Origin of the sequence: Oceanobacillus sp. FSL W7-1281 (assembly GCF_037969835.1) — a bacterium.
GTDB classification, from domain to species: Bacteria; Bacillota; Bacilli; order Bacillales; family Amphibacillaceae; genus Oceanobacillus; species Oceanobacillus oncorhynchi.
Window position 1 is genome coordinate 3,480,912 of record NZ_CP150214.1, and the last position, 26,128, is coordinate 3,507,039.

A 26,128-nucleotide genomic window follows, 5' to 3' on the forward strand; every position below is an offset into this window, starting at 1 on the left:
GGAAAGACAATGCTTTTGGATTTTTTAACTTACCCCTTTTTAAGATATACGTTTCTCACAGGTATCTTAATTGGTATCATCGCACCATTACTAGGAACTTTTATTGTTGTAAGAAGACAATCATTAATAGCAGATGCTTTATCGCACGTTACTTTAGCCGGAATTTCATTTGGACTCATGACTGAGAAAATTTACGGCTGGGTTATCTCACCGATATACAGCGGCATGTTTTTTTCCGTGCTCGGATCTATCTTTATTGAGAAACTGCGTACCGTGTATAAAGCCTATCAGGAAATTTCCATTCCTATTATTTTATCTGCCGGCGTCGGTTTGAGTGTTATCTTTATTTCCATTGCAGATGGATTTAATACAGATTTATTCAATTATCTATTTGGGTCTGTATCTGCCGTCACGGTCAATGATTTTTTCGTCATTTCTGGAGTCGCCGCCTTTGTACTTGTCATTATCTGGCTTTTCTTTAAAGAACTATTTACCATGTCCTTTGATGAAGAGCAAGCAACCATTGCCGGATTGCATGTCAAATGGATCAATATGCTGTTTATTGTATTAACAGCGCTTGTCATTGCTGCTTCCATTCGTATCGTCGGTGTGCTGCTGGTTTCCGCTTTGATGACACTGCCTGTTGCAGCAAGCATGCGGATTGCTAAAGGGTTTAAACAAATGATATTCCTGTCAATTCTTTTTGGTGAAATTGCTGTGATATTTGGAATTATTTCAGGCTATTATTTAGACATTCCACCTGGCGGAACGATTGTCATGACGTCGTTAATTTTATTATTAATTGCTATAGGAATGAAAAAACTACGAAAGTAAACGGAGGTTTTTTCGATGAATCTTCAAGATGCCATCACTGTTTTAAAAGAAAAAGGATATAAAACTACCGGAAAACGGAAGGATATCTTAGAATTTTTTGCATCCGAGGATGGATACCGTCCTGCTAAGGATTTAATTGTCCATCTCGAAAACAAATATGGGACAATCAGCTTCGATACCATTTATCGGAACCTGCACCTATATTATGATTTAGGGATATTAGAAAAAACAGATTTAGAAGGCGAAAAGCATTTCCGCCTAAGCTGCAGCCACCATCATCATCACCATTTTATCTGCAAGGATTGCGGTAAAACAAAAGAAATTGAAGTATGTCCAATGGATTCTGCTTCTGCGGAGCTGTCAAATTATGAAATTGAAGATCATAAATTTGAGATTTATGGCAAATGCCCAGAATGCCTTCACGCTTAACATGTTTCAATTAATATAAGAATAAAGCATCAGAAAAAAACTGCGGATTCGCTATTGTACGAGCAAACCCGCAGTTTTTCTCATGATTTACACATTTTTTTTTGGAAATTCTATTTCTTTATGTCGAAAAGTTATGTATACTACTTTTAGAACAATTATATTAGGAGCAGAGTAGTATGCGTAAAAGTAGTAAATTTCGATTATTGTTATTATTCATCGCAGGAATTATCTTTATTGTATTTGTTTTAGTGATGCAAAGACAATTTAACAATCCAGATTTCGACTTTCAAAATGAAGCATCTGAAGTAAACGAATTGGAAAATGATGAAGAAACAGAAGAAGCAGATGCAGCAGATGAGGATGCAGATACAGATGAGGAATCGGGGGATTCTGAATCGGAGGAGGAATCTGAAGAAACGGATGCGGACACCGGCGACTCCAATGAAGAGGAGTATGAAGTTACTGCAGAAGTATTAAATATCCGCAGCAGCCCCACCGCAGACAGTGAAGTCGTAGAAACGCTGGTTAACGGAGATGTTGTTCAAGTTATCGGTGAAGAGGACGAATATGAGTGGGTTGAAGTTTCTTATCAAGACGTCACTGGCTATGCAAATGCCGGATACTTAGAAGCCGTTGAGTGATTAAAAAGATTTTTTCATGAATGCAATCATCCAATGGATTATCTACGTTTCCTATCCACATAGAAAAAACGAACTTAAATCTCCTTTTCATTTATGGAATGGATAGAGATTTAAGTTCGTTTTTTTATTTATAGAGAAGATAGTTTAAGAGATTTTGCATCATTATCTATTTAATCGAGTACAGTATCTAAAACCTTACTCTCCTCGTGATCAAGCATATTCTTTAAGATGACTTCTTCTACCTCTTTATTCATTTCTGTTTCCAGTGTTTTAGAAGCAGGCGCCTCGCCGACAATGAAAATACGTTTCCATTCTCTGTCTTTTGCCTCCTTATCCAGTTTAGGCGCAATACTTTTATACCAGCGATATTGGTTCGCTTCATAGCGGTCATTGAATAGATCTTTTTGTACACTGCTTGCTCCAAGACCCTGCTTCGCTCTGCCATGACGGGGACCCTGTTTCATCTTCCAAGTATCCTCTTCCACATCCAGTTCATATTCTGCTGTATCCTTTACCTGATTCAGGTTGGTGTCCATCAGCTTGACCTGATTTTGCTGCACAAGAATAATTCCTGTTTTCGGATACTTTTCAGCCAGCGTTTTTAATTGGTCTAATACAGGTGTCTCCTGCCATTCAAACTCATTTTCCAGATGCATCTGTACACGCTCAGCAAACCAAACCTCTCCGTCACCTGAAGCAATGATGATAACTCCGCGCATCAGGTCTCTTTCTATTTCACCCATAAAGTCTTTGACTTGCTTTTTTACTTGCTTAAAATTTTTGAGTTCTTCCTGATCATCTGCTTCTTTTAAATAATGCTCAAAGTTATTCAAGCCATTTTTCAGATGAATCTTCCACTCCCCGCTTTGCTGATCCGGGTCGCTTAAATCTGTATTTAGGTACATCGTAAATATCTTGTTCGCTCCTGTACCTCTAACATTCTCTAACTCTTTCACAATATCTTGAATATCCTTCATGATAAGCCTCCTCGAAAATCAGTATCTATATTAGTGTGTAACCAAAATAAAAGGAGTTTAAACTTTAATATCTGAATAAAGGATATAATAGAGTTATTTTAAGCTATAAAAAAAGGAAAGAGATTCATCACTCTTTCCTTTTTCAACTTCAAACTTTATTGTTTCAACTTTTCTATCTACGTTCTAATCTTGTTCCATTTCTTCTTCTGATGACGTTTTCGTGATCCTCACTCTTTTAATCTGATATCCGTCTTTTTCAATCAGAGTAAATTCATACCCCTCAACCTCCATCACCGTTCCTACATCCGCTTCCAGGTTATGGGTGAAGAACCAGCCGCCGATGGTGTCCACTTCATCATCTTCCAAAGTAATACCCAGCTTTTGATTGATATCATCCAAGCTGACACGGCCTGCTACTAAATAAGTAGTATCATCAATCGTTTCAAAATCAGGTACTTCGTCTTCGTCAAATTCGTCCCGGATATCGCCAACGATTTCTTCCAGTATATCCTCAACCGTAACTAACCCGGCCGTACCGCCATATTCATCATTGACAATCGCCATATGGATGCGCTCCTTTTGCATTTTTAAAAGGAGATGTCGAATTGGTGTAGCTTCGGATACATGAATAATTGGCCGAATGTAATCTTCAATCGTCGCAGGTTCATCCTTGCTGAGCTTTCCAGTAAATACTTCTTTTAAGTTTACCAGACCGATAATATTATCCTTATCCTGATCGGCAACTGGGTAGCGGGTAAATTGCCCTTGATGGATGGTTTCTAAATTTTCCTCAAAACTGGCTTCTGTCGAGAAATAAATCATTTCTGTTCTCGGTGTCATAATTTCTCTGGCTACCCGCTCATCGAATTCAAAAATATTGTTTACATACATCATTTCAGATTGATTGATTTCACCGCTTTTATAGCTGTCAGCCAGAATTAAACGCAGCTCCTCTTCTGTATGTGTTTCCTCATGCCCGCTCATTGGCTGTAAGCCAACTGCTTTGGTTAATAATCGCGCTGAACCATTTAATAACCAAATAAACGGGAACAACAGACGATAGAACCAGGTCAGCGGTCTGGCGACAGCCAATGTGACCTGCTCTGCTTTTTGAATTGCTAATGTTTTCGGCGCCAGCTCCCCGACAACCACGTGCAAGAATGTTGCAATCAGGAAGGAAATAAAAATGGAAAGGGTCGTAACCAGACCTGCTCCAAGATTAAATTCCTCCAAAAGAGGATGCAGCATTCTCTCAAACGTCGGTTCGGCTAAACGTCCAATACCAAGAGCTGTAATTGTAATCCCTAATTGACAAGCAGATAAATACTCATCAAGATGGGTAATGACTTTTTTAGCCGAGGCAGCCGAACCTTTTCCCGCTGCAATATGAGGCTCCAGCTGTGTACTTCGAATTTTTACTATAGCAAATTCTGACATAACAAAAAAAGCAGTTAATGCGATTAAAATAGCAACCGCAAATAAATTAATCATGGTCGATATGTCCAATTAAGATCCTTGTGTAACATTACACAAGGATTTCACCTCCTGAAATTTTAAAAATTAATTTATGCTGTTTACACAAATTTCTTTATAATCTTTTCCTCACGCAGATAATCCAAATGATTAGGTGCAATGGATAGCCCTGCATGATAATTATATATAAAGTTCCATATTACCTTCCCATCGAATCACCCTTTCTCTTATTCTTTATTATAATGGAAAGGGGCACACTGTGTCTACTTGACTATGAAAGTGCTGCAGATAAATATAAAAACAATAAAAATAAGCCGGCTGTCATCAAAAAAACAGCCGGCTTATTTTTATTTCATAGATTAATTTTTTAGCTTGTCGTTCTCTTCTCTCTGCAATATTTTAATAAAGGAAATCATCAGCATGATAATAATTATGACAAAAGGAAGCGCTGATGTGAGAGATGCTGTCTGCAGCGCTTCTAACCCTCCAGCAACTAAAAGGACGACTGCAATAGCTGTTATAAGTCCTCCCCAGATAAATTTTGTAATCAATGCCGGATTCAAACTTCCTTTTGATGTCATGCTTCCTAAAATATACGTTGCAGAATCTGCTGAAGTGACGAGGAATGTAAAAATCAAAATAATCGCCATCAAAGAAGTGATGGTACTTAACGGCAAGGTACCAAATGTTTCAAATAAGGCGACAGCTAAATCATGATCAACAGCTTCAGCAATCATCGTTCCATTCATCAAATCGCTATATAAGCTGGTTCCACCAAAGACAGCAATCCAAATGCAGGCAATAGCAGGAGAGGTGACAAGCACACCAAAAATATACTGACGGATAGTACGCCCTCTTGATACACGGGCGACAAATGCCCCGACAAATGGTGACCATGAAATCGCCCAAGCCCAATAGAAAATAGTCCAATCCATTACCCAGTTGTCTCCAGTATACGGAGTTAAACGTAAACTGTATTCGACAAAATTAGTTAAATAATCTCCCAGACCCAGCACAAAGGTTTCTAAAATAAATACAGTCGGCCCCATCAGAAAAACAAAAACAAGCAGAATTAAACAAAAAGATAAGTTAATACTGCTCAACCATTTCATTCCACGGTTTAAACCGCTGACAGACGAACCCAGATAAACAAGCAGCATGGCTAGCGCAATTGTAATTTGCACCCACACCCCGTCAGGCAGTCCAAATACTGATGACAGACCACCGCTCATTTGCATAATTCCTAGTCCTAGGGAAGTTGCAACTCCCATAACAGTAGCAATTACAGCAAGTGAGTTAATTGAAGTGGCCGTAATAAGGTTGTTTCCGACAACGGGCTTTACTGCAGTTGAAATTAATCCATCTTTTCCTTTGCGAAATTGTAAGTATGCAATAACCAGTCCGACTAATGCAAAAACAGACCATTGGCTAATGCCCCAGTTAAAGAAAGCATATCCCATAGCTACCCTCGCAGCTTCTTCTGTTTGCGGTTCCAATCCTGGAAACGGCGTATCAAAAAAGTGACTCATTGGTTCTGCTACACCCCAGAATACCAGCCCAGAACCAAAGCCTGTGGAAAATAGCATTCCAATCCAAGGAAAGAAACCAAATTCTGGTTTCGAATTTTTTGAACCTAATTTTATTTTACCGTACTTACTAATCGATAAGCCGATTAGAAAGAGGACAAACACAAAAACGGATATTAAATAGAGCCATCCAAAATTCTGTGTCGTCAAATCAAATAACCGTGTTGCTACACTTTGAAAGCCTGTAGAATTAAACGCACCAATTATAACTAATGCTAAAATTACTGATGCAGAAATAAAGAATACAGGATTTAAAAAGTTTTTATTTCTTTTCTTCATATCTCCATCCTTTCTATGTTTATTTGCTGCGAAAATGGGATATATAATTCTATACCCATTAGCCGGGATAGTAAACAATCTAAATGATGCAGTTAGATTGGTTGTAGAGATATGTCTCTTAATAAGGAAGATTATTACCGCATTCATTTAGATAAAATTCAATAACCGCTTGAAATAAAGAAATAAATTTAAGGGAGTTTATTTTTATTCATATAGGGAATGGATACATAAAAGAGCCCGATGTCATTAGTTTTAATTTATTATATAAAAAAAGCCCCCACATGAAGCTTATCTTCATGCAAGGACCCTTGGGATTAAATATTTATTGTACGCGGCGTACTGTTCCGCTAAATTCTCCGCCCCAGTAGCTTCCTGGTGACATATCAGCAACAGCAACTCCTGTACTGCTTTGTGAACCGATAAATTTATTTCCGCCAAGATAAATACCAACATGGCCATTCGTTCCATTTGTATTGAAGAATACTAAATCTCCAGGCTGCATATTACTTGCAGATACAGATGTACCTGTATTAACTAATGCACCTGTGTAAGACGGAATGGAATATCCAGCTTGAGCGAATGCCCAAGATACAAATCCGGAGCAATCAAAACCAGTGCTAGGGCTTTTCCCTCCCCAAACATACGTGTTTTGGTGTGTTTGGCTCTGTGCAGCACTAAGTACTCCACTGATTCCAGAACCAGTTGATGGTGCAGGCTCTTCTGCTTTTTCTTCTTTAGGTTCTGATTTATTTTGATCAGAATTGCTGGAACTACTGTTAGATCCGCTATTAGAGCTTGTATTAGAACTTGATTCATTTGAGCTCGCAGTGTTACTGCTGCTTCCTGAATTGTTATTGCTGCTGCTATTATTACTGCTGTTACTATTGTTATTGCTACTGTTATTATTACTGCTTTCGCTATTTGAAGAAGTTTCTTCTTGGTCTTCATTGGAAGAAGTTTCTTGCTGTTCTGGTTCACTTGCTTCTTCTTCAGCTTCATTTGCAGATTCAGTTTCAGTTTCCTCTTCAACCTCTGCTTCTGCTTCTTCATTGCTGCTTTCATCACTAGAACCTACGCTGACACTTGCTACCAATGTTTCTGGCGCCGGAGCAGTTGCTACTTCCAAACGATCAGCTACATCCTGCTCGATAGCCGCCAAGCGGGAATCTTCAATTTCTAAATCATCAATAAGTGCTGTTAATTCTGCTTCTTTATCTTTTAAAGAAGTTTCTTTATCCTCTGCAGCATCTTTTTGATCTGTAATTGTATTATTGATTCCTGTTAAATCTGTTTTTAATTGCGTTAATTCATCCAGTTTTGATTCAACTGTTTCCTGTTTATCTGCTACTTCCTGTTTATCAGCTTCCTGCTGTTCAAGTAAAGCTAAATCTGAATCTGTAATTTTATTTACTGCAGAAACACGGCTTACAAAATCGCTGAAATCCTGTGCTCCAAACAATACTTCAATATAGCTGATATCTCCGCCATTTTGTTGTAAAGCAACTGCACGTTCTTTTAAAATATCCGTACGTTTTTCGATTGCTTCTTCTAATTCTTCGATTGCAGCTTCCAACTCACTGACTTCATCTTCCGTAGTTGAAATATCTTCTTCTGTTTCATCTAATTTCTGTTCATTTTGTTGTAGAGCAGAATTTAAATCATCAATTTCTTTCTGTAAATCTTGTAAATCTACTAAAACATCTGCTACTTCATTTTCAGCATCTGATAGATTAGATTGAACAGAATCACGATCATCCTGTACTTCAGTCTGTCTGTTTTCCAGGTCTTCTACTGATTCTGCTTTTACCGGCCCTGCAAAAAATACACTGCTCAAACCTACTACGGAAGCCGCAGTCAATGTCATTACTGTCTTTTTCAACTTCTATTCCCCGCTTTCAAATTTTGCACCGCAAATATATTATCTATGTATTTGAGTTCCCGAACATTTGCGATTAGTTTTTTATATTAATATTTTTTATATTCTTCTTCTAATTTGTAACTTTGTAAAGCTTAACATAAGAAAATGTCATGCATATTATAGAATTATTACATTTATGTTTCAATAACGACAAAAGTCTTTCAAAATCGTCATAAAATATGCAAGAACACCCATCTGACAATGTTTTTCATTTTAGTAGATTTGTATGGCACTCCCCAATAAATATACCTAATCTAATTTTTTTCGTCATTTAATTTACGCAATAATGATACAATACAATATAATAAATGAAAATATCTTATTAAATTTATTTGTTACAAATTATTTAACATGAGGAAAAGTAGGGATTGACGTGAAGGTTCAAACTATTATTGGGAATAGAGTAATCAAAACTGGGATTGCTGTATTTTTCACAGCGCTTATTTGTAAATGGTTCGATTTTCCGCCGACATTTGCTGTTATTACAGCTATTGTTACAATTGAACCAACTGTGACAGATTCTATTAAGAAAGGACTTGTCCGTTTTCCTGCCTCGGCGATTGGCGCTGCCTATGCCGTTATATTTCTGGCTATATTCGGTAATTCACCGCTTACTTATATGTTAGCTGCAATACTTACTATTTTCACTTGCTTTCGATTAAACCTTCATGCCGGGTTACTGGTAGCAACTTTAACAGCAATTGCAATGATTGAATTAGTGGACGACAGCTATTTTCTTAGCTTTCTTATTCGCCTGGCAACAACAACAATTGGATTGTCTGTCTCCACACTGGTAAATATGTTTGTTTTCCCGCCAAATTACCATCGTTCGATTGATAAACAGATCGTACCTATCCGCAAGCAATTAAGTAATCATATGAAACGATGTTATTATGAAATAATTTTCACAAAAACACCGTTAGATTTTGGTGTAAATGAAAAAGTGGGCAGTGTATACAAAGAGCTTGAAAGAGTAGAGTTACTTTCACTCTACCAAAAGAAGGATTTGAAATTCCATCATATTTTAGAAAAACGCGAGGATGAATTAACACAGTTAAGACAGCAGATTCATTATCTGCGAATGATTCAATATCATGTTACTAATATAGCAGAGCAGCCTACAATGAAATTTGAATGGGATGCACTGAAACAAAAGCACGCTTTTGAAGCAGTATGTTATTTTGCAAATGTGCTGGCTGGCAAAATCGACTTTGAGAAAGAAGAATGGATTGCTAAACGCAGGCAGCTCAATCAGCTATTTCAAGAAATGCTACAGTCCAATCAAATGAGCAGTACAGAAAAATTGCCGATAGAATTAGTTGCTATTTATGAGTTGATTTCTATTGTGGAAATAATAGAAGATTATTTCTCATTGAATGAATAATTTATGAAAAAGAAACAAAGCTATCTGAAAAACTTTGTTTCTTTTTCTAATGCTTTACCCATAGATAAAGAGCATAATAACGTTTCTACTCTCTGTCTAATTCTTCTTTTATCATCGCTGTTTCCTTATCTGACATTCCAGTTATATTTTTTACAAATAAATTATCCATCCCTTGTTCAAATAAGTTACGTGCAACGACTTTTCCATAACGGATAACTACTTTCGCCGCTTCTCGGTTAGCAAGCACCGCATTTTCTTCTGCTTTTATTCTTTTCTCTCTCTCCTCTATCAGTTTAATTTTTTGCTGTTCATATTGATTTTTCATTTGATTATAATTCTTCTCTGCAACCGCTGCTCTTTCTTCTGCTTCCTGTCTTTTTTCTTCTGATTTTTCTATCTCTTTTAAAAAATACTGTTCTTTCATATGTCGATGCCTGTCCTGATAGATCAACTGATTTTTTTCCGTATTGCTGATATCTCCCCAGAATTTCATAGCGATATCTAAATCTTTATCAACCATTGCCAGTTTCTCCAGTTCTTTATAGATATCCAGATGAAAATAATTATTACCTTCATCCACCGCAGCTAAGAGCAATAACCATCTCGCCAAAGTATCTTCCTCCAGATTTAACTTTCCTTGTTTCCAGCTGCGAATCAATTTAGGTATCTCAATAAATTGACTTTCCTGCAGATTGGTCAGCGGGATGTTTTTATCTTTATCCGACAATCTGAATACACTATGGAATTCATCACTTTCATGGAATATTTCAAAATTCATGATGCTTATGGTTATCACGGATTGCTGGCTGGCAAAATCTGAACCGGCTTCAAATTGCCGGCGGTACATTTTCGACCAAAAATATAAAGATTGATTTTCCGGGGCATCTTGATCCGGGAAAAGTATTTCTACAAAAACCGCTTCTTTATCTTCTGTCTCAACAAACAATGATAAAGAAGTGTTCTCACCTTCGTCGGCTGCATTCTTTTTTTGAAATTCAAGATTCTGGATTTGTGCTCTGTCGGATTTGGTAAAAAAAGCATTTAAAAAGGCTATCATAATCTTCTTATTGCGCTCATCACCAAACAGCAATTTAAAGGCATAATCAATTTTTAAGTCCATCAGCCGATTTGGACCGTTTTTAGGAATAGCATTTTTGTACACTTCGCCATTTTCGCATACCTGAGGGAATAATAGTGTTGCGTTGCGAGGATAAATCATGGAAACACATCCTTATATTTTAGTAGAGGACTTACCAAGAAGAGGTTCTAAATACAGTTAACCAAACGTACGTTCTTTTGTCAACAAAAAACTAAAAAAACTGCAGGAACAGTACATTCCTACAGTTTTTCTTTCTTTCTTTTCCTGATATACCAGGTAATGAAAATGAATATTCCTGCAATGATAAAGGTATAGACAACATTAGAATAGATATCCATAAAAGCTGCTACACGATGCCAATTCTCTCCCAAAACGGTTCCAATACCGATGAGAATACTGTTCCAAATAATAGAACCGGCTGCTGTTAATAGCATAAACATCCCGAAGTTCATTCTTGCCATCCCTGCTGGAATAGAGATTAAGCTTCTCAGCAGCGGCACCATCCGGCAAAAAAATACGGTCCAATAGCCATACTTTCCAAACCATTCATCTGCCTTATAAATATCTGTTTTTTTCAAACGCAATAGATGCCCGTACCGGTCAACAATTTTCTCCAGCCGCTCCACATCGAGTATCATTCCAATACAATATAAAAGCATTGCGCCAATCAGCGCTCCTAATGTGGCTGCTGTTAATACACCGGTATAGGTTAATGTACTGCCAATCGTCATAAATCCTCCAAAAGGCAGGATAATTTCAGATGGTATCGGCGGAAATAAATTCTCTAACGTCATCATCAGAAAAATTCCCAAATAACCAAATTGCTCCATCATGGCTGTAACCCATTGTCCCATAATATCCTCCATTTACGCTTGTCCTCTTTATTAAGGTATATTCTATCATGCTGCAGCCTATGATTTTTATTTCATTTTGAAAACAAGTGTTAAGAATTTAAGGGATGGCAGCTTCTATTTGGTCTGGTCCATTATTTCTGCCAGCTGACGGTAAGAATATTCTCTTGCTTTATACGTTGGCGCCATCGTGAGCACCATTATTTCATCACATTGATATGCTTCCTGCAGTTCCGTGAGTTTTTCTTGTACAAGGGCTTTATCTCCAATAATTTGTTTATCGGCAAATTTCGCTTGCTCTTCCTGATCTGTCTGGGGTGACGGGTCCTGCTCTTCCCTTCTGCGCTTTGCTTCTTCTGCTAATTCCAAAGCTTCCTTTTCTGTTTCCGCACAAAGAACAGATACCGCAACGATAGCGGAGGGATTCTCAGCTTGTCTCCGGTAGCCGGCCATGATTTCCGGTCCATTATCAGCGCCCATAAAGTGACCAAAAACATAAGGCAGTTTTTTAGTTACGGCCAGCTGGGCGCTCCGCTGGCTTGTCCCCAACAGCCAAGGTACAGGCTGAACAGGAGGTACAGGGGTGGCGGTCACACGTGAATAAAGATGCTCCGGCGAAAAGTCATCCTGAAGGAAATGAAGCAATTCATCTATATAATCCGGCATTGCTTTCACCTTTTCTAAAAAATTTCCAGCAAGGGCAATAGAAGCTTCTGCGGAACCGCCCGGCGCCCGGCCGATTCCTAAATCTACCCGGTTCGGATACAATGCAGCCAGCATCCGGTAGCGCTCAGCAATATTAAACGGCCGGTAATTCGGCAATAGCACTGCTCCTGAACCGATTCGGATTCTTTCTGTTCTGCTGCCGATAATCCCCAGCAAAATATCCGGGGCAGGACTTGCTAATCCTTGCATATCATGATGCTCCGCAGCCCAGTAACGTTCATATCCTAATTGGTCGGCCAGAACTGCCAGATCAACACTGGCTTCCAGTGCCTGCTTTGCATCCGCATCTGCAAATAATGGCGATTGATCCAAGATACTTAATTTCATTCTTCATGCTCCTCTTTCTGCTCTAATTGATCTACCAGGTTTTCCGCTGCCCTGCGGTAAAAGTTACTCATCCCTGTCAGACTGGTAATCAGTAATACTTGTTTTAGATATTCATCATCTACAATATCTTTGTCCAATTCTGTCTCAAATATTTCTTCCTGGTTCTTCATATGTTCTTCAAAACTTGCCGCGTTTCTATCCATTAACTGAATGTAATTGGTATAAAAATTCGCCAGGTCAAAATCATCATCCTGCACTCTCTGATTCATCTCTTCAAATGTTTTCCCGATATCCTTTATAGATAACACACTTTTCATTTGATAAATCATACTAATCAGCAGCAAATGCTCTTTCGAATATTTTTTATTATTGATAGGGAAGAATAACTTAGCCTTCGCATAATTGTTAATCATGGTTTTCGTTAACACTTTATCTTCTTCATACCGCTTGGAAGAAGCAAATTTACTTTCAAAAAGCTGAATAACCTGATCCATATATAAATCTAAATCGGGTATTTCTTCCGATTTCAACTGGTTCTCTAAATGAAGTCCTTCTAATTGCTTTTGTATATCCACGAAATGACCTCTCTCTCATAGTATAAAGATAGTAAGCAAAGCAAGAAATTTAATTATTTATCGTTCAGCTATCTACTTTTCATTATAGACGTAATTCGTTAAATTTCAAACATTGACTACTTGATGAAACAGGTATATAGTTATTACATAGTATTTGAAACTACATAACGGATTGGAGATGTTTTTTTGAATAAATTTATTCGAGAACCAATGAATGCTTTTACTCATTTTATTGGGATTGTTTTATCTATCGTCGGACTGATATTACTTGTTGTCAAAGCAGCACGGGTCGGAACGCCATTAGACGTCGGTGCTGTCGCAGCTTTTGGTATTAGTTTAATTCTATTATATACTGCTTCAACGGTTTATCATTCTGTGATTGCCGGTCCAAAAACGATTGCTTTTTTGAGAAGAATGGATCATTCCATGATTTATGTACTGATTGCCGGCACGTATATTCCACTCTGCCTGATTGCGCTTGAAGGAACCATTGGCTGGGTACTATTCTGGGTAGTTACGGGATTGGCAGTCCTTGGCGTTCTATTTAAATTAATATGGTTTCATTCCCCGAGATGGCTGTCTACCCTTCTCTATGTCTTAATGGGGTGGATTGCCATATTTTATACAGGCCCGCTTGCTCCAATTATCGGGACTGGCGGAATAACCTGCTTAATTGTGGGAGGAATATTTTATACGATTGGGGCATTTATTTACTGGTTGAAGCCAGAGTTTCTGCGTTCCCGCTATTTCGGCTTCCATGAGATATTTCATATTTTTATCCTGCTCGGCAGTATTTCACACTTCTTGTGTATTTATCTGTACGTCATTTAAATAGGCTAAAACCTCGAATTCATTCTTGGAGAATTCGAGGTTTTTTACGAGTTTATTCGAATATATTTATTCAAGTACTCTTACTTTATAATACAACTTCTACTTTACTATTTTCGTAACCATTTTAATTAATTCCTGCTGATAACTCTTTATATCAAAGCTTTCACTTTGCAGCAGCATACTCTCACTTGCAGCGCCATTTATCAGTATCGCCGTTGCTTTTGGATTAAAGTCAGCTGAAAAAATACGCTTCTCCTGTCCTTCTGACAAAATGGTTTCTAATCGCAGGTAAAGCGGATCTTCTTCCTCTTCATTCAATTTATAGTAAGGAATATTTTCCTCCGTCCGGGCGTTAAAGATGATTTCAACTAGCGCTACATTATTTTCAACGTATTCATTTTGGTACGTGAGCGTTGCTTTTATATAAGCCAGCAGCTGCTCAAAGATATCTGTCTCCCGCTTTACCCGTTCTTCAATAAATTCGAGCTGGGCGCCAATTAAGTAATTTAAGGTATGCTGGATCAGCTCTTCTTTATCGGCAAAATGATAGGAAATCAACCCCGTGCTGATTTTCGCTTGTTTTGCTATTTTAGCAAGACTTAATTTCACATAGCCAATATCATTCAACACATCAATCGTCGCTTTTAAAATTTGTTCTCTCCGTGCTTCGGAGATAAATGTTTTTTCCTTTGTCACTTCATATCACCCTCTTATCATTCGGACATACTGCCGCTTGTCCTCATCACGAATCACAGCTCCCTCGGCCGCTAAATCCTGCCGCAGCACCGCTGCTTCTTTTACATCATCTTCCTTCAGCGCCTTTTCTCTCGCAGCAAGCAGGCTGTTCACAGAAGCAGGAAAATCAGGATGCTCCGGAATCCAGCGCTGGTAATCTGCTTGATAAGGATCCTGAGACTTCCAGGGAAAATAGTGTTCCAAAAAAGCTGCTTTTATTTTCGGCTGCTTTACATCTGTTTGCGACCGATACAGCTCCTCTCCTTTTTGACCTAAAACGACAATATCCTTTCTATCCATATAAATTGCTGAAATATCATTTTTTTGCAAGGTAACTTCTTGATCATACCTTTTCATTGTAACTTTTTGATCTGCAATCGTCATTTTTAATGATTCACTAAAGGCATACAGCGCAAAGAGGATTCCAGCAATCAAGCCGACAATTCCCCCGATAATCGACACCCAGGAGCTATTCCAGGATATAATCCATTCAAAGAACGGACCAAATGGTATAAATGGAATTTTGATCAGCCAGCTCGAAATAATTTGAATAAACCAGCCAATAATCGCTCCAAGAAGCGGACCGCCTATAATAATAATCGCTTTATCTATTTTTGATAAACCAAGTACGGTTTCATTTTGCATATTTTATATTCTCCTCTGGATATAGTTTATAAATGTATTTTGATTGATTAATCAAATTTTAACACAAATGATTAAATTCCACTAGTCAAGAGAAAACAAACCGTATTTTAAAAAAGAATAAAAGCATAAATTAATTTCAGCCATAAATGAAAATGTTTTAATTCACTTAAACCGGGAAAACACTTGATAGAACAAACATTAATAGAAAGGATGATTATTCATGAGAAATACACAATATCAGCCAGCAAAAAAGAGAGACATTGCTGACGCTCAAGAGGTCCATTACTCTAAAGAATTTAAGCAGGCAGATATTGCTGGCGGCTATCGGAAACCTCGTGTTAATGAGGCAAAATCCGAGAACCCTAAATTAAAACAATAACTAGTTACTTTTTTGACAATATAATATAAAGTTTTTAAAAGGAGCTATGACACAATCAGTTACTGATTATGCCGCAGCTCCTTGTTTTTTATCTTAAACTCTGAATTCTTGCACAGCCTTCATGCACCACTATATTTTCGCGAGAATGATAAAAAAAAACAATATTCACGATGAGGTTGATCTTTTCTTCATTCTTCCTATCGATTCATTATTATAACTGCCAAAAAGCTGTCTTTTGTGTTGAACAAAAGACAGCTTCCTGCTTCTTAACGTCTATTAGCAATAGTGATTTTCCGCATAAACGGAAAACCTATCAAGTAAAACACAATACCGATGAAAAACATGCTTACAAAGGTCATTATAGTCACATCAGAGAACAGATTGACAACGGCATCCACCAGCCAGCCTTCAAAAGCACCATATAGGGTAACAACCATCAGGACTCCTAACACAGTTCCTCCGCCAGCTAATCCCGTCCGGTAAAATAATAATGCAATGAAATACAATACAGCCATAATCAGGAACATGACAAGGGCATCCACGACAATCCTCATAATCCAGTTATCGGTCAAAAACATAGCCGGATGAACATAAATATAGTTTGTCACACCAACTGCCTGGAATAACCATTCTGTTACCTGCTGCAGCGTGCTTCCTATAAAAGCTATCGCCAAGGAGTATGCAAACATAAAATACAGCTGCATGATATACATGTTTTTACGGGTAGCTCCCATTTTTAATCCAAACGGAACATTGCCTTTCACTAATTGAAATCCGACAATACCAACGTTAAAGTATGTGGCAAACGGGATGGCGAAATACATTTTAAATTCATCGATTCCCAGTAATAAATAACAAATAATAGCTGATGCAATGATGATACCTGTTAATATCGAAAAAAATATTTTAGCGGTTCGAACCACATCAACCGTATAATAATAAAACATGCCTTTTATTTGATTGTTCATAGATTATGCCCCTTTCTTCTTTTCTGTTAAATGAATCATCAGCTCTTGCACCGGCACACCTTCCACTTCCAGACCGGCTTCCTCTGCTTCTTTCCTGCTGCCGAAAGCATATGCCATAGAGCTGCCTGCTAAATCCGTACGCTGGATAATATCCTTATCTACTAAATACGCATCCACTTTGTCCTTTGGTCCAGAAACAGCGACTGTCTTTGCCCGTAATTCTTCCGAGCTTTCCTGGAGCACGACAGCACCCTTTTTAAGAATAATAACCTCTTCAAACATTAAACTGACTTCATCAATCAAATGCGTAGAAAAAATGATTGTCCGCGGATTTTCCTGATAATCATCCAATAGGATGTCATAAAACATCTTGCGGGAAGGAGCGTCCATACCAATATAGGGCTCATCAAATACAGTGATTGGAGCTCTGCTTGCCAGACCGGTTGTAATTCCTAACGCAGACTCCATTCCTTTCGATAACGTTTTTACTTTTGCAGATTGCTTCAAATTAAATGTCTCTAATAATTCTTCCGCCATTTCCTGGTCCCAGTTTGGGTAAAAATAAGCAAAAATCTTCAATACTTGCTTTATCTTTAACTCTGGACTGAAATTATTCGCTTCTTTGATCAAACAGATGGATTCTGTGAGCCGCTGATTTTCAAATGGATTTTCTCCATCAGTGGTGATATCTCCCGAAGATGCTAACATTTGACCACTTAAAATATCCATGAAAGTCGTCTTACCTGCTCCATTTCTGCCAAGCAGACCATAGATTTTATTTCCTTCCAAAGTAAAGGAAACTTGATTCAAAGCATGATTATCCCCATAGGTTTTACTTAATTGATTCACTTTAATTTCCATGTGCCTCATCCTCTCGATTAAGCATATTAATTAGTTCCTGTCTATCCATTTCCAGCTTCTCCGCTTCCCTTTTCATTGGAAGCAGGTAATTCTCATAAAATGTCTGCTTTCTTTTTTCAATCACAATGCCTTTCGCTTCCTCTGTCACAAACATGCCAACGCCCCGTTTCTTGATTAAAATACCTTCCAGGACAAGCTCATTGATTCCCTTGCCTGCTGTAGCCGGATTAATCTGATAAAATTTCGCAAATTCGTTAGTGGAAGGCGCCCGCTCTCCGCCATTCAATGAGCCATCAATAATGGAATCTTCAATTTGTTCTTTTATCTGCAGGAAAATCGGTTTGTTCTCATCTAATTCTTTTTTCATTAGCCTCATCCCTTAATTGGTTAATTACTTATGTAACTAACCCTATAACATATTCAGTATAAAGTCAACTTGTTATTTAAAAATAATCTACTTATATTCGTGGTGAAACCTTATGTACAAAGGGGTTTACGTACTTTTATTTTGAATCGTACAGCTTTTATTAGAGAGGTCTATTTTTCACGCAAAAAAATAAGACCAGGTAAGGTGCCCGGTCTTATTCTTCATTCCATTATTCCTCTGCCATTTCCGACAACACATAATGATAAACCAAATTCTCCGTATGTTTAAGAGATAATTCATGTGTGCGTTCGAACGCATGCGATGCATCAATTCCCGGTCCAATTAAGCCATGAACGACATCATATCCAGCTCGGATAGCTGCTGATGCATCGGATTGATAGTACGGATAAATATCTAATTGATATTCGATGCCGTTCGCTTTCGCAATTTCTGTAAGATGATTGCGCAGACCATAATGGTACGGCCCGGAAGCATCCTTTACACAAATCGATACTGTATATTCATCGGTTCTTTGTCCGTCTCCGATAGCTCCCATATCAACTGCTAGGTATTCTACCGTTTCCGGCGGGATATTCGAATTCCCGCCATAGCCGATTTCTTCATTATTGGAAAAGAGAAAATGCGTTGTGTAAGGCAGCTCTGTCTGATCTGCTGTCAGCTTTTCAATCACGTTGATTAAGATTGCTGCACTTGCTTTATCATCCAAATGACGCGATTTAATAAAGCCGGATTCTGTTAATTCTACTCGCGGGTCAAAGGAAATAAAATCGCCTACTTCTATTCCCAATTTACGGGTGTCTTCTTCATTCTTCACCACTTCGTCAATACGCACTTCCATATTTTCCGTATCTCTTTTCAGTTCGCCTGCTTTTCGATACACATGGACAGCGGTTTGATGCATTAAAATCGTTCCCGTATATTTTTCTCCGCTCACGGTATGGATGGTACAATATTCCCCTTCCACAAAATTTAGCGGGAAGCCGCCGATGACTTGTATTTTCAGGCGGCCGTCTGCTTTGATTTCTTTAACAATGGCTCCTAGTGTGTCTACATGCGCTGTCAAGAAGCGATGTTTTGAAGTATCCTTCCCTGGCAGCGTTGCAATCAGACCGCCTTTATTGTTGCGTTTGGTTTGTACGTTACTTTTCGCTAATCGGTTTTCAATAAATTGAATGGCATCTTTAGTATAGCCGCTTGGACTTGCTATTTTCACTAAATCTTTAATTAGTGTTTTCGTTTCCTCTACATTGGGAAAACTACTCATTATATTACCTCCTCCAGGTTTTGAAATGAAGATGAACTTGTCTATTACAGTTTATCAGAAAACGCAGCGTTCGATAAAGCGCATCTCAACAGCGCATTTCACTTTCTTAGCGGCCTTACGCACAAGTCTTCAGGTGCGCACAAAATTACATTTATTCCAAAATAGAAAAGCCTTCCTTTTATGTTTGCCTGGAAATTGCATTGTCATGAATTGTTCATAGTTCAAGGAAATGTTACTTTTTTGATTTGACTATACTTGTCTTACACTTTATTCTGCTATAAGCTTAAATCTGGAGAAATTATACTGAATTCAATAAATAGAAGGAGGAAAAACGATGAAAAAACTTACAGGGGCGTTCGCTTTTGTTGTCTTACTTTTCGCATTTAGTGCAAGTCCTGTCTTTGCACATACACATCTTGATACGTCTGATCCAGAGGAAGGCTCAACGGTAACAGAGACGTTAGACGATATTACGCTGTATTTTGAAACAGTGATTGAAGATAGTGCTGTGATGGAACTCCATGCAGAGGACGGCACAGAAATTGCGCTTGATAATCTGACTGTCAATGAAGATGAATTTTCTGCTGATGTGACGGAGCCTTTAGAAAATGGAACATATACACTCAGCTGGGATATTATCGGCGTAGATGGTCATCCAATGGAAGACTCTATTTCATTCGAAGTGGACATAGAGGAGTCTGCCGTTGAGGAAGAGGAAGACACAACTGCTGCGGAAGATGCAGAAAATACAGATGATGCATCCGAAGAGCAGGCTGATGAAAATGAAGCAGCCGCAGAAAATGATGTGCAGGAAGAAGCTGCAGATGATACGAATTCCAATACCTTGCTAATTGCTGTGCTGGTTATTGCTATTGTCGCTGTCATCGCAATTGTACTACTAAAAAGGAAGAAATAATGTATGTTTTATGTAACCATTTTTACGGAAACGTTCTTATATTTTTGCCTTGCATTTTTAGCGGGAAGCTTTCTGATTCGATTGCTTCCTGCCACTTCTCATATCAGGGTTAACATATCTTCCAATCTGCAGCTTGCTGCAGTCTGGGGGATTGCTTTATTTGCATTTGTCCCTCTTATCCAGTTAATAACTCATATCGCAGGCCGTTCTACCTTAGGCTCCGCGTTTGAAGATGTTCTATTATCCTTTCGAATTGGAAATGCATGGCTATTCTTATTTATTATTTGTATTCTTTTCAGTGTTTACATTGCTTATATCAAAAATACAGACAGTAAACAGGCAGCTTGGGTCGGAATGGTGTTCACAGGCTTTGCGGCATTTGGAGTCGGCTGGGCGAGCCATGCAGGTTCTTTCGAGGGATTTCTTGGCGTCTTCACACATGGCGTACACATGCTGGCAGTCAGCGCGTGGATTGGAACGCTGTTGATGGCCTCCTGGTTTGTACCAAAGTCTATGGATTGGCAGCGTTTTGTCACCAGCTACCATCCCTTTGCACTTATCTGTTTTGTCATTGTTGTCTTAAGCGGGATTTTATTAGCCCAATTCACCGTGGATCTCAGACAGTATGACGAAGCCCTGCTCGTTTCTTATGGCCAAAGTTTATTCTTAAAACAATTATTTATCATTCCATTAATCATATACGCTATCTTTAACGGGATTTGGATGAAACGGCGTTTACAGGCCGATGCAAGCCTTCAGGTAAGACCTTGGATACGTGTAGAGTTCTTTATTATTTTATTTATCCTGCTGCTGACAGGCATCATGAATGAGCAATCACCGCCGCTTTACATGGAAAGCCTTATCGAACATAGCGGTTACGCTCCTATTTTAAATATGTTTTATGATGGAACCATGGATGGCGCAGCAATTAGCTTAGCTTTAGACGGCTCTGTTTTCTTCTTTATTGCTCTAGCACTTTCCTGTCTCGCCGGCAGTATCTATATTTTTAAAGCTAAAAAACACCCGGCGCTTTCTTGGCTCACCTCGCTGCTCTTTGTCGTCATGGGATACTTTGCTTTTATTCAAAGCATTGTAATTAACTGATTGTCTCTTAATTAAACTGAAAAAAGTCTCAAAATGGATACAAGCGCATTTTGAGACTTTTTTTTGATGACGAAAATTAACCTATGGTGCAGTCTCTTATCGGAAGCACTCTGACTGCAAATATACTCCAAACAAAAACGCATGTGTTCCAAATAGTATTCAGAACACATGCGTTATATTTACATTATCTCAGTATCGTAACTTTTACATCTTTTCTTCCCCAGCTGAGTGCTTGAGATTGATCCGATACGAATACATCAATTTTATTTCCATTGATTGCTCCGCCAGTATCACGTGCTACAGCTACACCATAGCCTTCAACCTCTACCACACTTCCAAGCGGAATAACACTCGGGTCAACAGCGATTACTTTTGCACCTGGATTGTTCTTTAAATTAAATCCAGTGGTTGTAATGCCGGTACATCCGCTGCAATCAGCTGTATAAGCTGTTGATGAAACGGTAAATGTTTTACCTGAGCTTTCTTCGTTACTTGAACTCTCTTCTTTTTCTGCAGACTCTTCTTTTCGCTTGGAAGTCTCTTCTTTCGGTTCTTCCTTAGGTTCTTCTTTTTTCTCAGTTTCTTCTTTTTCTGCAGGAGCCTCTTCTTTTTCTTCTTCCGGCTCATTTGTGATTGTTTTTGATGCTACACTTGTCTCTTTTTCTTGATGGACTTTAGTTTCTTCTTCCTCTGCTGCTTCCGCTTCTTTAGCTGCTTTTTCTTCTGCAGCTGCAAGCTTAGCCGCTTCCTCTTCTTTTGCTTTTTCTTCCGCCGCAGCAATTTCTGCTTGCGTATCCGCTTCTAAAGAGGCTAATTGGGAATCTGTGATTTCCAGTTCATCTACAAGCGCTTCTAAGTCTGCCTGCTTCGTTTCCAGTTCATCCTTTTGTGCATTGCTGTCAGCAAGTGCAACTTCTACATTATCTTTTGCAGCGCTTTGATCTTCTTTTAAGTCATTCAAAGCATTCATTTTTTCAGTTTCTTCTTTTTGCTTGTCTTCTAAAGAAGCAATATCTGTTTCCTGCTGTTCAATTAACTTTGCATCGGAGTCTGCTATTTTATTCACTGCATTTGCGCGTGAAATAAAATCTTCAAAGCTCTGTGCGCCGAAGAGAACTTCCAGATAGTTGATGTCTCCGCCGGATTGCTGAACAGATACCATCCGCTCTTGTAATAGTTCAAAACGTTCCTCTATCTTTTTTTCAAGCTCTTGCATTTCATCTTCTAAAACAACAATATCGTCTAATAAAGCATCAATCTGTTGATCTGTTTCATCAATCTCCTGCTGCTTTGCTTCTAATTCATTTTCAGTACTTGCGATCTCACTCTTTAACTGCTCCAGTTCTTCTAATACGGAAGCAATCTGTTGTTCAGAATCAGATAGCTCTGTTTTAACATCTGAACGCTGATCGCGAATTTCTTCAAGATCATCAGCAGTTTCTGCTTGAACTGGTATAATACTTGAACTCATGAAACCAACTATCATTACTATCGCTAGCAAAAATGATTTCTTCAATTCTACTCCCCCTGTTCCTGCATCACTACTACATAGCTCTCTCTCTGTAAAAGGACATTAATCCTTTTGCTATTATGCAGCTTTGTGAATCATAGGATAAATTTAACACTATATAAATTCCTAATGAAGTGTAACATCTACAGATTGCAGAAAGGTTATAGAAATATTACAGTTTTGTATCGCAGGAAGCTGGTTTTCACCTTAAAGCCTGTCATACGAATGCTTATGGGTGTAATATTACATTCTAATTACAATAAAGAATATAAATGGATTTCCCAAGGTGAATCCTGGTCTTCAAATGTTTCCTCCAGCGATAATCCGATATCTTCCGCATTTTCAATCGGGACAGCAGACAGGATGTAATCCCCTCCCAGATCCTTCAGCGCGTCAGTATCAATAGCCAAGTCCTGAATCGGTTCATTTTTGTTTTTAGTATACATATAATCCTTTCCATGCTCGGCTACATACATGTACAGCCTTCCACCCCATGTATCAAAATAGTGTTCTAATGTCGGACTCTTATCCAGCTCTCCGGCAATTACTTCGCGAAAACGATGCTTATAATCCAGCGGGAAGCTATTGTTATACGTATCCAACGTGTAGAAGCCATTAAATTGAGCGATGGTCGGATGTAATCCGATGCTGACCACGCGGTAATCACTCGGATCTTCTCCAATATAATCTTGAATCGATGTAAACAGGTCCTCTGAATAAAACTCTTTAAAAGTCGGTGTGTTTACTTCCCGGTACTTAAACTCTTCTGCCTGCCCGAAAAGCAGTATACTCTGCCAGATAATCAGGACGGCAACAAGAACCTTCCCGACTTTTTTCAGCTGCCACAAAACAAGTAAAGCTAGTGCAAAGGCAATATACCAGATTGGCGGATCCATAAAATGAATCCGTGCAAAATTAAATGTATTCAAAACGGAAATGCTCTCTTTTAATGGCTGCCAGCCTTCCCAATACCAGAAAGCGTACCAGAAGGAGAGGGCTAAATTAATCAAAAACAGGGTGAAGAGCCATTTCGGCTGCCTGTTTTTAAATAAGGCAAGCAAGATAGCTATTAAAATAACCGGAATAATAATATAAGCCTGTACGGCCTCGTCATGGGTGTGCCCATATAAAAAATTCTCCCATGCTAATTCATAGCTTCGTTCAAAGGTATTCCCGCTTAACTCCAGCTCCTCCCGGTGAGAAGTAAAGCTGTCATCGAAAAACATGGAGGTAATCAATAAATAATCCTTCATCACAAAGATACCTGCCATGATGGCAATGGCAGCAAAAAAAGCACCATTCCATTTTTTATTGCGAATCCAGTCAATCAGCCACAGCAAGCCAATAACGGCTAAAAAGAAAACAAAGCTGAGGACAAAATTAGCGAAAAACGGAATCAGGCACAGCAGTATCCATGTATGCTTGGGTGCCTCTGTCCGATATTTGCGGATCATTAAAAAGACATACAGAGCCAGCGGCATTCCTGCTATAGAAAGAACCCCCGACGGCCAGTAGGGAAGCATTGCAAAAGCAAGCGAAACGCCTACCGTTATCCAAGGTGTTGTCTCTTTTTTCACAATAAAACGCGTTAATAATAAATACATGCCAAAAAACGCTGCAAAGCGCATAATAGTCTGACTGATGGTATAGGCTGTGATTGGTTCAAATAGTACATAGAGCCAAAGCGCCGCATCAAAAGCAGACGGCAATGCACTTCTCGGCAATCCGTCAATCGCATACGGCAGCGGCACGTCTGTTAACGTGAAAATAGACCCGCTCTCTGCAAGTACTTTATACCAGACAATATTAGAGTCCATGTTGTCATGGACTCTAATATGTACATCTTCTCCATAAATCACATAAGGAGATAAGTAGGCAAGCAAAACAAGGCAGCCCACCCATATCCATTTATTGTGCATAAAATTGCTGAATGCTTTGAATGACATATGCTACATCCCCTTTACTTATTCCATAGTAAAGTGGTAATCGTATCAAACGTTCACTTTCTATCGTTGTATATCTGTCTTCTCCAGAGAAGACGCCGCATGCTTTTCCTGCGACAGATGAATGCAGCGGGACATAGTGCGTTGCTGTCATAATGCCAAGCTGCTTTAAATGACGGATCAATTGACTCCGCACTTCTATATTTCTTGTTTTAATAAAAAATATGTGTCCATTGAAGGCTCTATCTTCTGGAATATAAGGAAGCTCTATCTTTCCTGCATCTGCAAGATCAGCCAATCCTTCTTTATACATTTGCCAGGTTCCGAGACGATTATCATTTATTTCCTTCGCATGCTCCAGCTGTACAGACAGATAAGCTGCATTCAGCTCGCTGAGCAGATACGAGGAACCAATGTCTCTCCAAGAATATTTATCCACTTCTCCACGGATAAACTGCGAACGGTCCGTCCCTTTCTCTTGAATCATCTCCGCACGCTCAACGAGAGAAGGATCATTAATATATAATGCCCCTCCCTCCCCGCAAACATAATTTTTTGTTTCATGAAAGCTGATCGTTCCCATGTGGCCAATCGTTCCCAATGCTCTTCCTTTATAAAAACTCATTAATCCTTGTGCAGCATCTTCGACCACCCATAGGTTATGTTTCTCTGCAAGCTCCATAATCCGGTCCATATCACAGGATACGCCGGCGTAATGAACGACCACGATGACTTTTGTCTTTTCGGTAATTGCCGCTGCAATTTGTTCCGGGTCGACATTCATTGTCCTTGGTTCGACATCTGCAAAGACAATGTTCGCGCCTCGGAGGGCAAATGCGTTTGCTGTCGAAACAAAGGTGTATGAAGGCATAATGACTTCATCTCCTTCTCCAGCCTCTGTGAGCAGCGCAGTCATTTCCAGTGCCGCTGTGCAGGATGGGGTAAGCATGACTTTTTTCACGCCCATATTTTCTTCCATCCATTGCATACACTTTTTCCCGTATGGGCCGTTTCCTGATAATTTCTTTCCTGCGATGGCATCTTTGATTGCTGTATCTTCTTTTCCTATATAACATGGTACATTGAATGGTATCATGGTATCACCTCATTATCAGAATACCTGCTACTACAAAAGCAAAGCCGATGATTTTCTGTGTACTGATTGGTTCTCCAAATAAAAAAACCGAGAATATAAAAACAAGAATAAAAGAAAGACTCATAAATGGATAGGCATAGCTGATATCAAATTTAGTCATCGCAGCCATCCAGCTTAATGCCGCTAAGAATGCAGCAATAAAACCGGAAAGTATCCAAGGGTTCCAGACAAGCTGAAATAAAAATAGAAATTTATCAAAGAGCCCATCCGGCAATTCCCCTTGCCTATCCATTGTCCACTTAATAATTAATTGTCCATAAACGGTAAACAAAACGGTTCCAGCAATATAAAAATAACCCAAACCTCTCTCCCCCTGACGTTCCTTTGTG

General features: G+C 38.8%; 26 protein-coding genes. 8 read left to right on the plus strand and 18 right to left on the minus strand.

Features of this window, described 5'->3' with window-relative positions; genetic code table 11:
• Nucleotides 1–9: 9 nt before the first annotated feature.
• The 3 genes from MKX55_RS17170 (at nucleotide 10) to MKX55_RS17180 (ending at nucleotide 1,904) form a co-directional block, all read left to right on the plus strand.
• On the plus strand, nucleotides 10–834 hold the full coding sequence (locus MKX55_RS17170; RefSeq protein WP_339233645.1) for a metal ABC transporter permease: 825 nt from the start codon (nucleotides 10–12) through the stop codon (nucleotides 832–834).
• Between the two features lie 15 nt (nucleotides 835–849).
• A complete protein-coding gene (locus MKX55_RS17175; RefSeq protein ID WP_339179079.1) occupies nucleotides 850–1,263 on the plus strand; it encodes a Fur family transcriptional regulator in 414 nt (137 codons plus the stop codon).
• Nucleotides 1,264–1,439: 176 nt separating this feature from the next.
• Nucleotides 1,440–1,904 carry an SH3 domain-containing protein gene (locus MKX55_RS17180; protein WP_339179081.1) on the plus strand — a complete coding sequence of 155 codons (465 nt, stop codon included), beginning with the start codon at nucleotides 1,440–1,442 and terminating at the stop codon, nucleotides 1,902–1,904.
• A gap of 170 nt (nucleotides 1,905–2,074) precedes the next feature.
• Here MKX55_RS17180 and MKX55_RS17185 read toward each other — a convergent pair whose 3' ends face one another.
• The 4 genes from MKX55_RS17185 to MKX55_RS17200 form a co-directional block, all read right to left on the minus strand.
• Complete coding sequence (locus MKX55_RS17185) at nucleotides 2,075–2,881, minus strand: VLRF1 family aeRF1-type release factor (protein ID WP_339233647.1); 807 nt, start codon at nucleotides 2,879–2,881, stop codon at nucleotides 2,075–2,077.
• A gap of 183 nt (nucleotides 2,882–3,064) precedes the next feature.
• Nucleotides 3,065–4,372, minus strand: coding sequence for a hemolysin family protein (locus MKX55_RS17190; protein WP_339179085.1), 1,308 nt, complete (start codon nucleotides 4,370–4,372; stop codon nucleotides 3,065–3,067).
• 341 nt (nucleotides 4,373–4,713) lie between these two features.
• Complete coding sequence (locus tag MKX55_RS17195) at nucleotides 4,714–6,219, minus strand: BCCT family transporter (protein ID WP_339233649.1); 1,506 nt, start codon at nucleotides 6,217–6,219, stop codon at nucleotides 4,714–4,716.
• 322 nt (nucleotides 6,220–6,541) lie between these two features.
• Entirely contained in the window at nucleotides 6,542–8,098 is a 1,557-nt protein-coding gene (locus tag MKX55_RS17200) for an NlpC/P60 family protein (protein WP_339179089.1), read from the minus strand.
• 412 nt (nucleotides 8,099–8,510) lie between these two features.
• Here MKX55_RS17200 and MKX55_RS17205 point away from each other — a divergent pair, with 412 nt between their 5' ends.
• Nucleotides 8,511–9,521 (plus strand): aromatic acid exporter family protein, encoded by a 1,011-nt coding sequence (locus tag MKX55_RS17205; RefSeq protein ID WP_339233651.1) that lies wholly within the window; start codon nucleotides 8,511–8,513, stop codon nucleotides 9,519–9,521.
• 85 nt (nucleotides 9,522–9,606) lie between these two features.
• Here MKX55_RS17205 and MKX55_RS17210 read toward each other — a convergent pair whose 3' ends face one another.
• From MKX55_RS17210 to MKX55_RS17225, 4 genes are all read right to left on the minus strand, one after another.
• Entirely contained in the window at nucleotides 9,607–10,740 is a 1,134-nt protein-coding gene (locus MKX55_RS17210) for an Rpn family recombination-promoting nuclease/putative transposase (RefSeq protein WP_339233653.1), read from the minus strand.
• 119 nt (nucleotides 10,741–10,859) lie between these two features.
• On the minus strand, nucleotides 10,860–11,474 hold the full coding sequence (locus tag MKX55_RS17215; RefSeq protein ID WP_339185292.1) for a DedA family protein: 615 nt from the start codon (nucleotides 11,472–11,474) through the stop codon (nucleotides 10,860–10,862).
• 114 nt (nucleotides 11,475–11,588) lie between these two features.
• Nucleotides 11,589–12,524: an MsnO8 family LLM class oxidoreductase gene (locus MKX55_RS17220; RefSeq protein WP_339179096.1), complete on the minus strand. Its 936-nt coding sequence runs from the start codon at nucleotides 12,522–12,524 to the stop codon at nucleotides 11,589–11,591.
• Nucleotides 12,521–13,099, minus strand: a complete 579-nt coding sequence (locus tag MKX55_RS17225) for a DUF1836 domain-containing protein (RefSeq protein ID WP_339233655.1) — start codon at nucleotides 13,097–13,099, stop codon at nucleotides 12,521–12,523. The genes MKX55_RS17220 and MKX55_RS17225 overlap by 4 nt, the downstream gene beginning before the upstream one ends.
• A 186-nt stretch (nucleotides 13,100–13,285) precedes the next feature.
• On the opposite strand from MKX55_RS17225, the gene MKX55_RS17230 reads away from it, so the two are divergent.
• Nucleotides 13,286–13,930, plus strand: coding sequence for a hemolysin III family protein (locus MKX55_RS17230; protein WP_339179100.1), 645 nt, complete (start codon nucleotides 13,286–13,288; stop codon nucleotides 13,928–13,930).
• A gap of 99 nt (nucleotides 13,931–14,029) precedes the next feature.
• On the opposite strand, the gene MKX55_RS17235 is transcribed toward MKX55_RS17230, so the two are convergent.
• Together MKX55_RS17235 and MKX55_RS17240 are read right to left on the minus strand one after the other, a co-directional pair.
• Nucleotides 14,030–14,626, minus strand: a complete 597-nt coding sequence (locus MKX55_RS17235; protein WP_339233657.1) for a TetR/AcrR family transcriptional regulator — start codon at nucleotides 14,624–14,626, stop codon at nucleotides 14,030–14,032.
• Nucleotides 14,627–14,632: 6 nt separating this feature from the next.
• The gene (locus MKX55_RS17240) at nucleotides 14,633–15,310 is read right to left on the minus strand and encodes a hypothetical protein (protein ID WP_339233659.1); all 678 of its coding nucleotides are present in this window, start codon (nucleotides 15,308–15,310) and stop codon (nucleotides 14,633–14,635) included.
• Between the two features lie 220 nt (nucleotides 15,311–15,530).
• Between MKX55_RS17240 and MKX55_RS17245 the strand changes: the two genes are divergently transcribed.
• Nucleotides 15,531–15,689, plus strand: a complete 159-nt coding sequence (locus MKX55_RS17245) for a YfhE family protein (RefSeq protein ID WP_139089027.1) — start codon at nucleotides 15,531–15,533, stop codon at nucleotides 15,687–15,689.
• A 266-nt stretch (nucleotides 15,690–15,955) separates the two neighbouring features.
• Here MKX55_RS17245 and MKX55_RS17250 read toward each other — a convergent pair whose 3' ends face one another.
• The 4 genes from MKX55_RS17250 to MKX55_RS17265 form a co-directional block, all read right to left on the minus strand.
• Nucleotides 15,956–16,657, minus strand: coding sequence for a hypothetical protein (locus MKX55_RS17250; protein WP_339233661.1), 702 nt, complete (start codon nucleotides 16,655–16,657; stop codon nucleotides 15,956–15,958).
• Between the two features lie 3 nt (nucleotides 16,658–16,660).
• Complete coding sequence (locus MKX55_RS17255) at nucleotides 16,661–17,518, minus strand: ABC transporter ATP-binding protein (RefSeq protein WP_339233663.1); 858 nt, start codon at nucleotides 17,516–17,518, stop codon at nucleotides 16,661–16,663.
• The gene (locus MKX55_RS17260) at nucleotides 17,508–17,885 is read right to left on the minus strand and encodes a GntR family transcriptional regulator (RefSeq protein ID WP_339179111.1); all 378 of its coding nucleotides are present in this window, start codon (nucleotides 17,883–17,885) and stop codon (nucleotides 17,508–17,510) included. Before MKX55_RS17260 ends, MKX55_RS17255 begins: the two co-directional genes overlap by 11 nt.
• 229 nt (nucleotides 17,886–18,114) lie before the next feature.
• Nucleotides 18,115–19,170: a M42 family metallopeptidase gene (locus tag MKX55_RS17265; RefSeq protein WP_339179113.1), complete on the minus strand. Its 1,056-nt coding sequence runs from the start codon at nucleotides 19,168–19,170 to the stop codon at nucleotides 18,115–18,117.
• A 334-nt stretch (nucleotides 19,171–19,504) separates the two neighbouring features.
• Here MKX55_RS17265 and MKX55_RS17270 point away from each other — a divergent pair, with 334 nt between their 5' ends.
• Both MKX55_RS17270 and MKX55_RS17275 read left to right on the plus strand, forming a co-directional pair.
• Complete coding sequence (locus tag MKX55_RS17270) at nucleotides 19,505–20,086, plus strand: copper resistance protein CopC (RefSeq protein ID WP_339179114.1); 582 nt, start codon at nucleotides 19,505–19,507, stop codon at nucleotides 20,084–20,086.
• A gap of 3 nt (nucleotides 20,087–20,089) precedes the next feature.
• The gene (locus MKX55_RS17275; RefSeq protein ID WP_339233665.1) at nucleotides 20,090–21,190 is read left to right on the plus strand and encodes a CopD family protein; all 1,101 of its coding nucleotides are present in this window, start codon (nucleotides 20,090–20,092) and stop codon (nucleotides 21,188–21,190) included.
• A gap of 184 nt (nucleotides 21,191–21,374) precedes the next feature.
• Here MKX55_RS17275 and MKX55_RS17280 read toward each other — a convergent pair whose 3' ends face one another.
• The 4 genes from MKX55_RS17280 to MKX55_RS17295 all read right to left on the minus strand — a co-directional run bounded on the left by MKX55_RS17280 (nucleotide 21,375) and on the right by MKX55_RS17295 (nucleotide 26,100).
• Complete coding sequence (locus MKX55_RS17280) at nucleotides 21,375–22,706, minus strand: 3D domain-containing protein (protein WP_339233667.1); 1,332 nt, start codon at nucleotides 22,704–22,706, stop codon at nucleotides 21,375–21,377.
• A 248-nt stretch (nucleotides 22,707–22,954) separates the two neighbouring features.
• Nucleotides 22,955–24,646, minus strand: a complete 1,692-nt coding sequence (locus tag MKX55_RS17285) for a DUF6044 family protein (RefSeq protein WP_339233670.1) — start codon at nucleotides 24,644–24,646, stop codon at nucleotides 22,955–22,957.
• A complete protein-coding gene (gene rffA / locus MKX55_RS17290) occupies nucleotides 24,609–25,739 on the minus strand; it encodes a dTDP-4-amino-4,6-dideoxygalactose transaminase (RefSeq protein ID WP_339233672.1) in 1,131 nt (376 codons plus the stop codon). Before rffA ends, MKX55_RS17285 begins: the two co-directional genes overlap by 38 nt.
• Before the next feature lie 4 nt (nucleotides 25,740–25,743).
• The gene (locus tag MKX55_RS17295; RefSeq protein ID WP_042530485.1) at nucleotides 25,744–26,100 is read right to left on the minus strand and encodes an EamA family transporter; all 357 of its coding nucleotides are present in this window, start codon (nucleotides 26,098–26,100) and stop codon (nucleotides 25,744–25,746) included.
• Nucleotides 26,101–26,128: the final 28 nt, after the last annotated feature.

What these genes read in the sequence shown, in the direction of transcription:
- MKX55_RS17175 (WP_339179079.1), top strand. Translation starts at nt 850, where the DNA reads ATGAATCTTCAAGATGCCATCACTGTTTTAAAAGAAAAAGGATATAAA.
- MKX55_RS17270 (WP_339179114.1), top strand. Translation starts at nt 19,505, where the DNA reads ATGAAAAAACTTACAGGGGCGTTCGCTTTTGTTGTCTTACTTTTCGCA.
- MKX55_RS17255 (WP_339233663.1), bottom strand. Translation starts at nt 17,518, where the DNA reads ATGGAAATTAAAGTGAATCAATTAAGTAAAACCTATGGGGATAATCAT.
- MKX55_RS17210 (WP_339233653.1), bottom strand. Translation starts at nt 10,740, where the DNA reads ATGATTTATCCTCGCAACGCAACACTATTATTCCCTCAGGTATGCGAA.
- MKX55_RS17265 (WP_339179113.1), bottom strand. Translation starts at nt 19,170, where the DNA reads ATGAGTAGTTTTCCCAATGTAGAGGAAACGAAAACACTAATTAAAGAT.
- MKX55_RS17190 (WP_339179085.1), bottom strand. Translation starts at nt 4,372, where the DNA reads ATGATTAATTTATTTGCGGTTGCTATTTTAATCGCATTAACTGCTTTT.
- MKX55_RS17250 (WP_339233661.1), bottom strand. Translation starts at nt 16,657, where the DNA reads ATGAACAATCAAATAAAAGGCATGTTTTATTATTATACGGTTGATGTG.
- MKX55_RS17170 (WP_339233645.1), top strand. Translation starts at nt 10, where the DNA reads ATGCTTTTGGATTTTTTAACTTACCCCTTTTTAAGATATACGTTTCTC.
- MKX55_RS17180 (WP_339179081.1), top strand. Translation starts at nt 1,440, where the DNA reads ATGCGTAAAAGTAGTAAATTTCGATTATTGTTATTATTCATCGCAGGA.
- MKX55_RS17185 (WP_339233647.1), bottom strand. Translation starts at nt 2,881, where the DNA reads ATGAAGGATATTCAAGATATTGTGAAAGAGTTAGAGAATGTTAGAGGT.
- rffA (WP_339233672.1), bottom strand. Translation starts at nt 25,739, where the DNA reads ATGATACCATTCAATGTACCATGTTATATAGGAAAAGAAGATACAGCA.
- MKX55_RS17215 (WP_339185292.1), bottom strand. Translation starts at nt 11,474, where the DNA reads ATGGGACAATGGGTTACAGCCATGATGGAGCAATTTGGTTATTTGGGA.
- MKX55_RS17260 (WP_339179111.1), bottom strand. Translation starts at nt 17,885, where the DNA reads ATGAAAAAAGAATTAGATGAGAACAAACCGATTTTCCTGCAGATAAAA.
- MKX55_RS17275 (WP_339233665.1), top strand. Translation starts at nt 20,090, where the DNA reads ATGTTTTATGTAACCATTTTTACGGAAACGTTCTTATATTTTTGCCTT.
- MKX55_RS17245 (WP_139089027.1), top strand. Translation starts at nt 15,531, where the DNA reads ATGAGAAATACACAATATCAGCCAGCAAAAAAGAGAGACATTGCTGAC.
- MKX55_RS17195 (WP_339233649.1), bottom strand. Translation starts at nt 6,219, where the DNA reads ATGAAGAAAAGAAATAAAAACTTTTTAAATCCTGTATTCTTTATTTCT.
- MKX55_RS17285 (WP_339233670.1), bottom strand. Translation starts at nt 24,646, where the DNA reads ATGTCATTCAAAGCATTCAGCAATTTTATGCACAATAAATGGATATGG.
- MKX55_RS17240 (WP_339233659.1), bottom strand. Translation starts at nt 15,310, where the DNA reads ATGCAAAATGAAACCGTACTTGGTTTATCAAAAATAGATAAAGCGATT.
- MKX55_RS17220 (WP_339179096.1), bottom strand. Translation starts at nt 12,524, where the DNA reads ATGAAATTAAGTATCTTGGATCAATCGCCATTATTTGCAGATGCGGAT.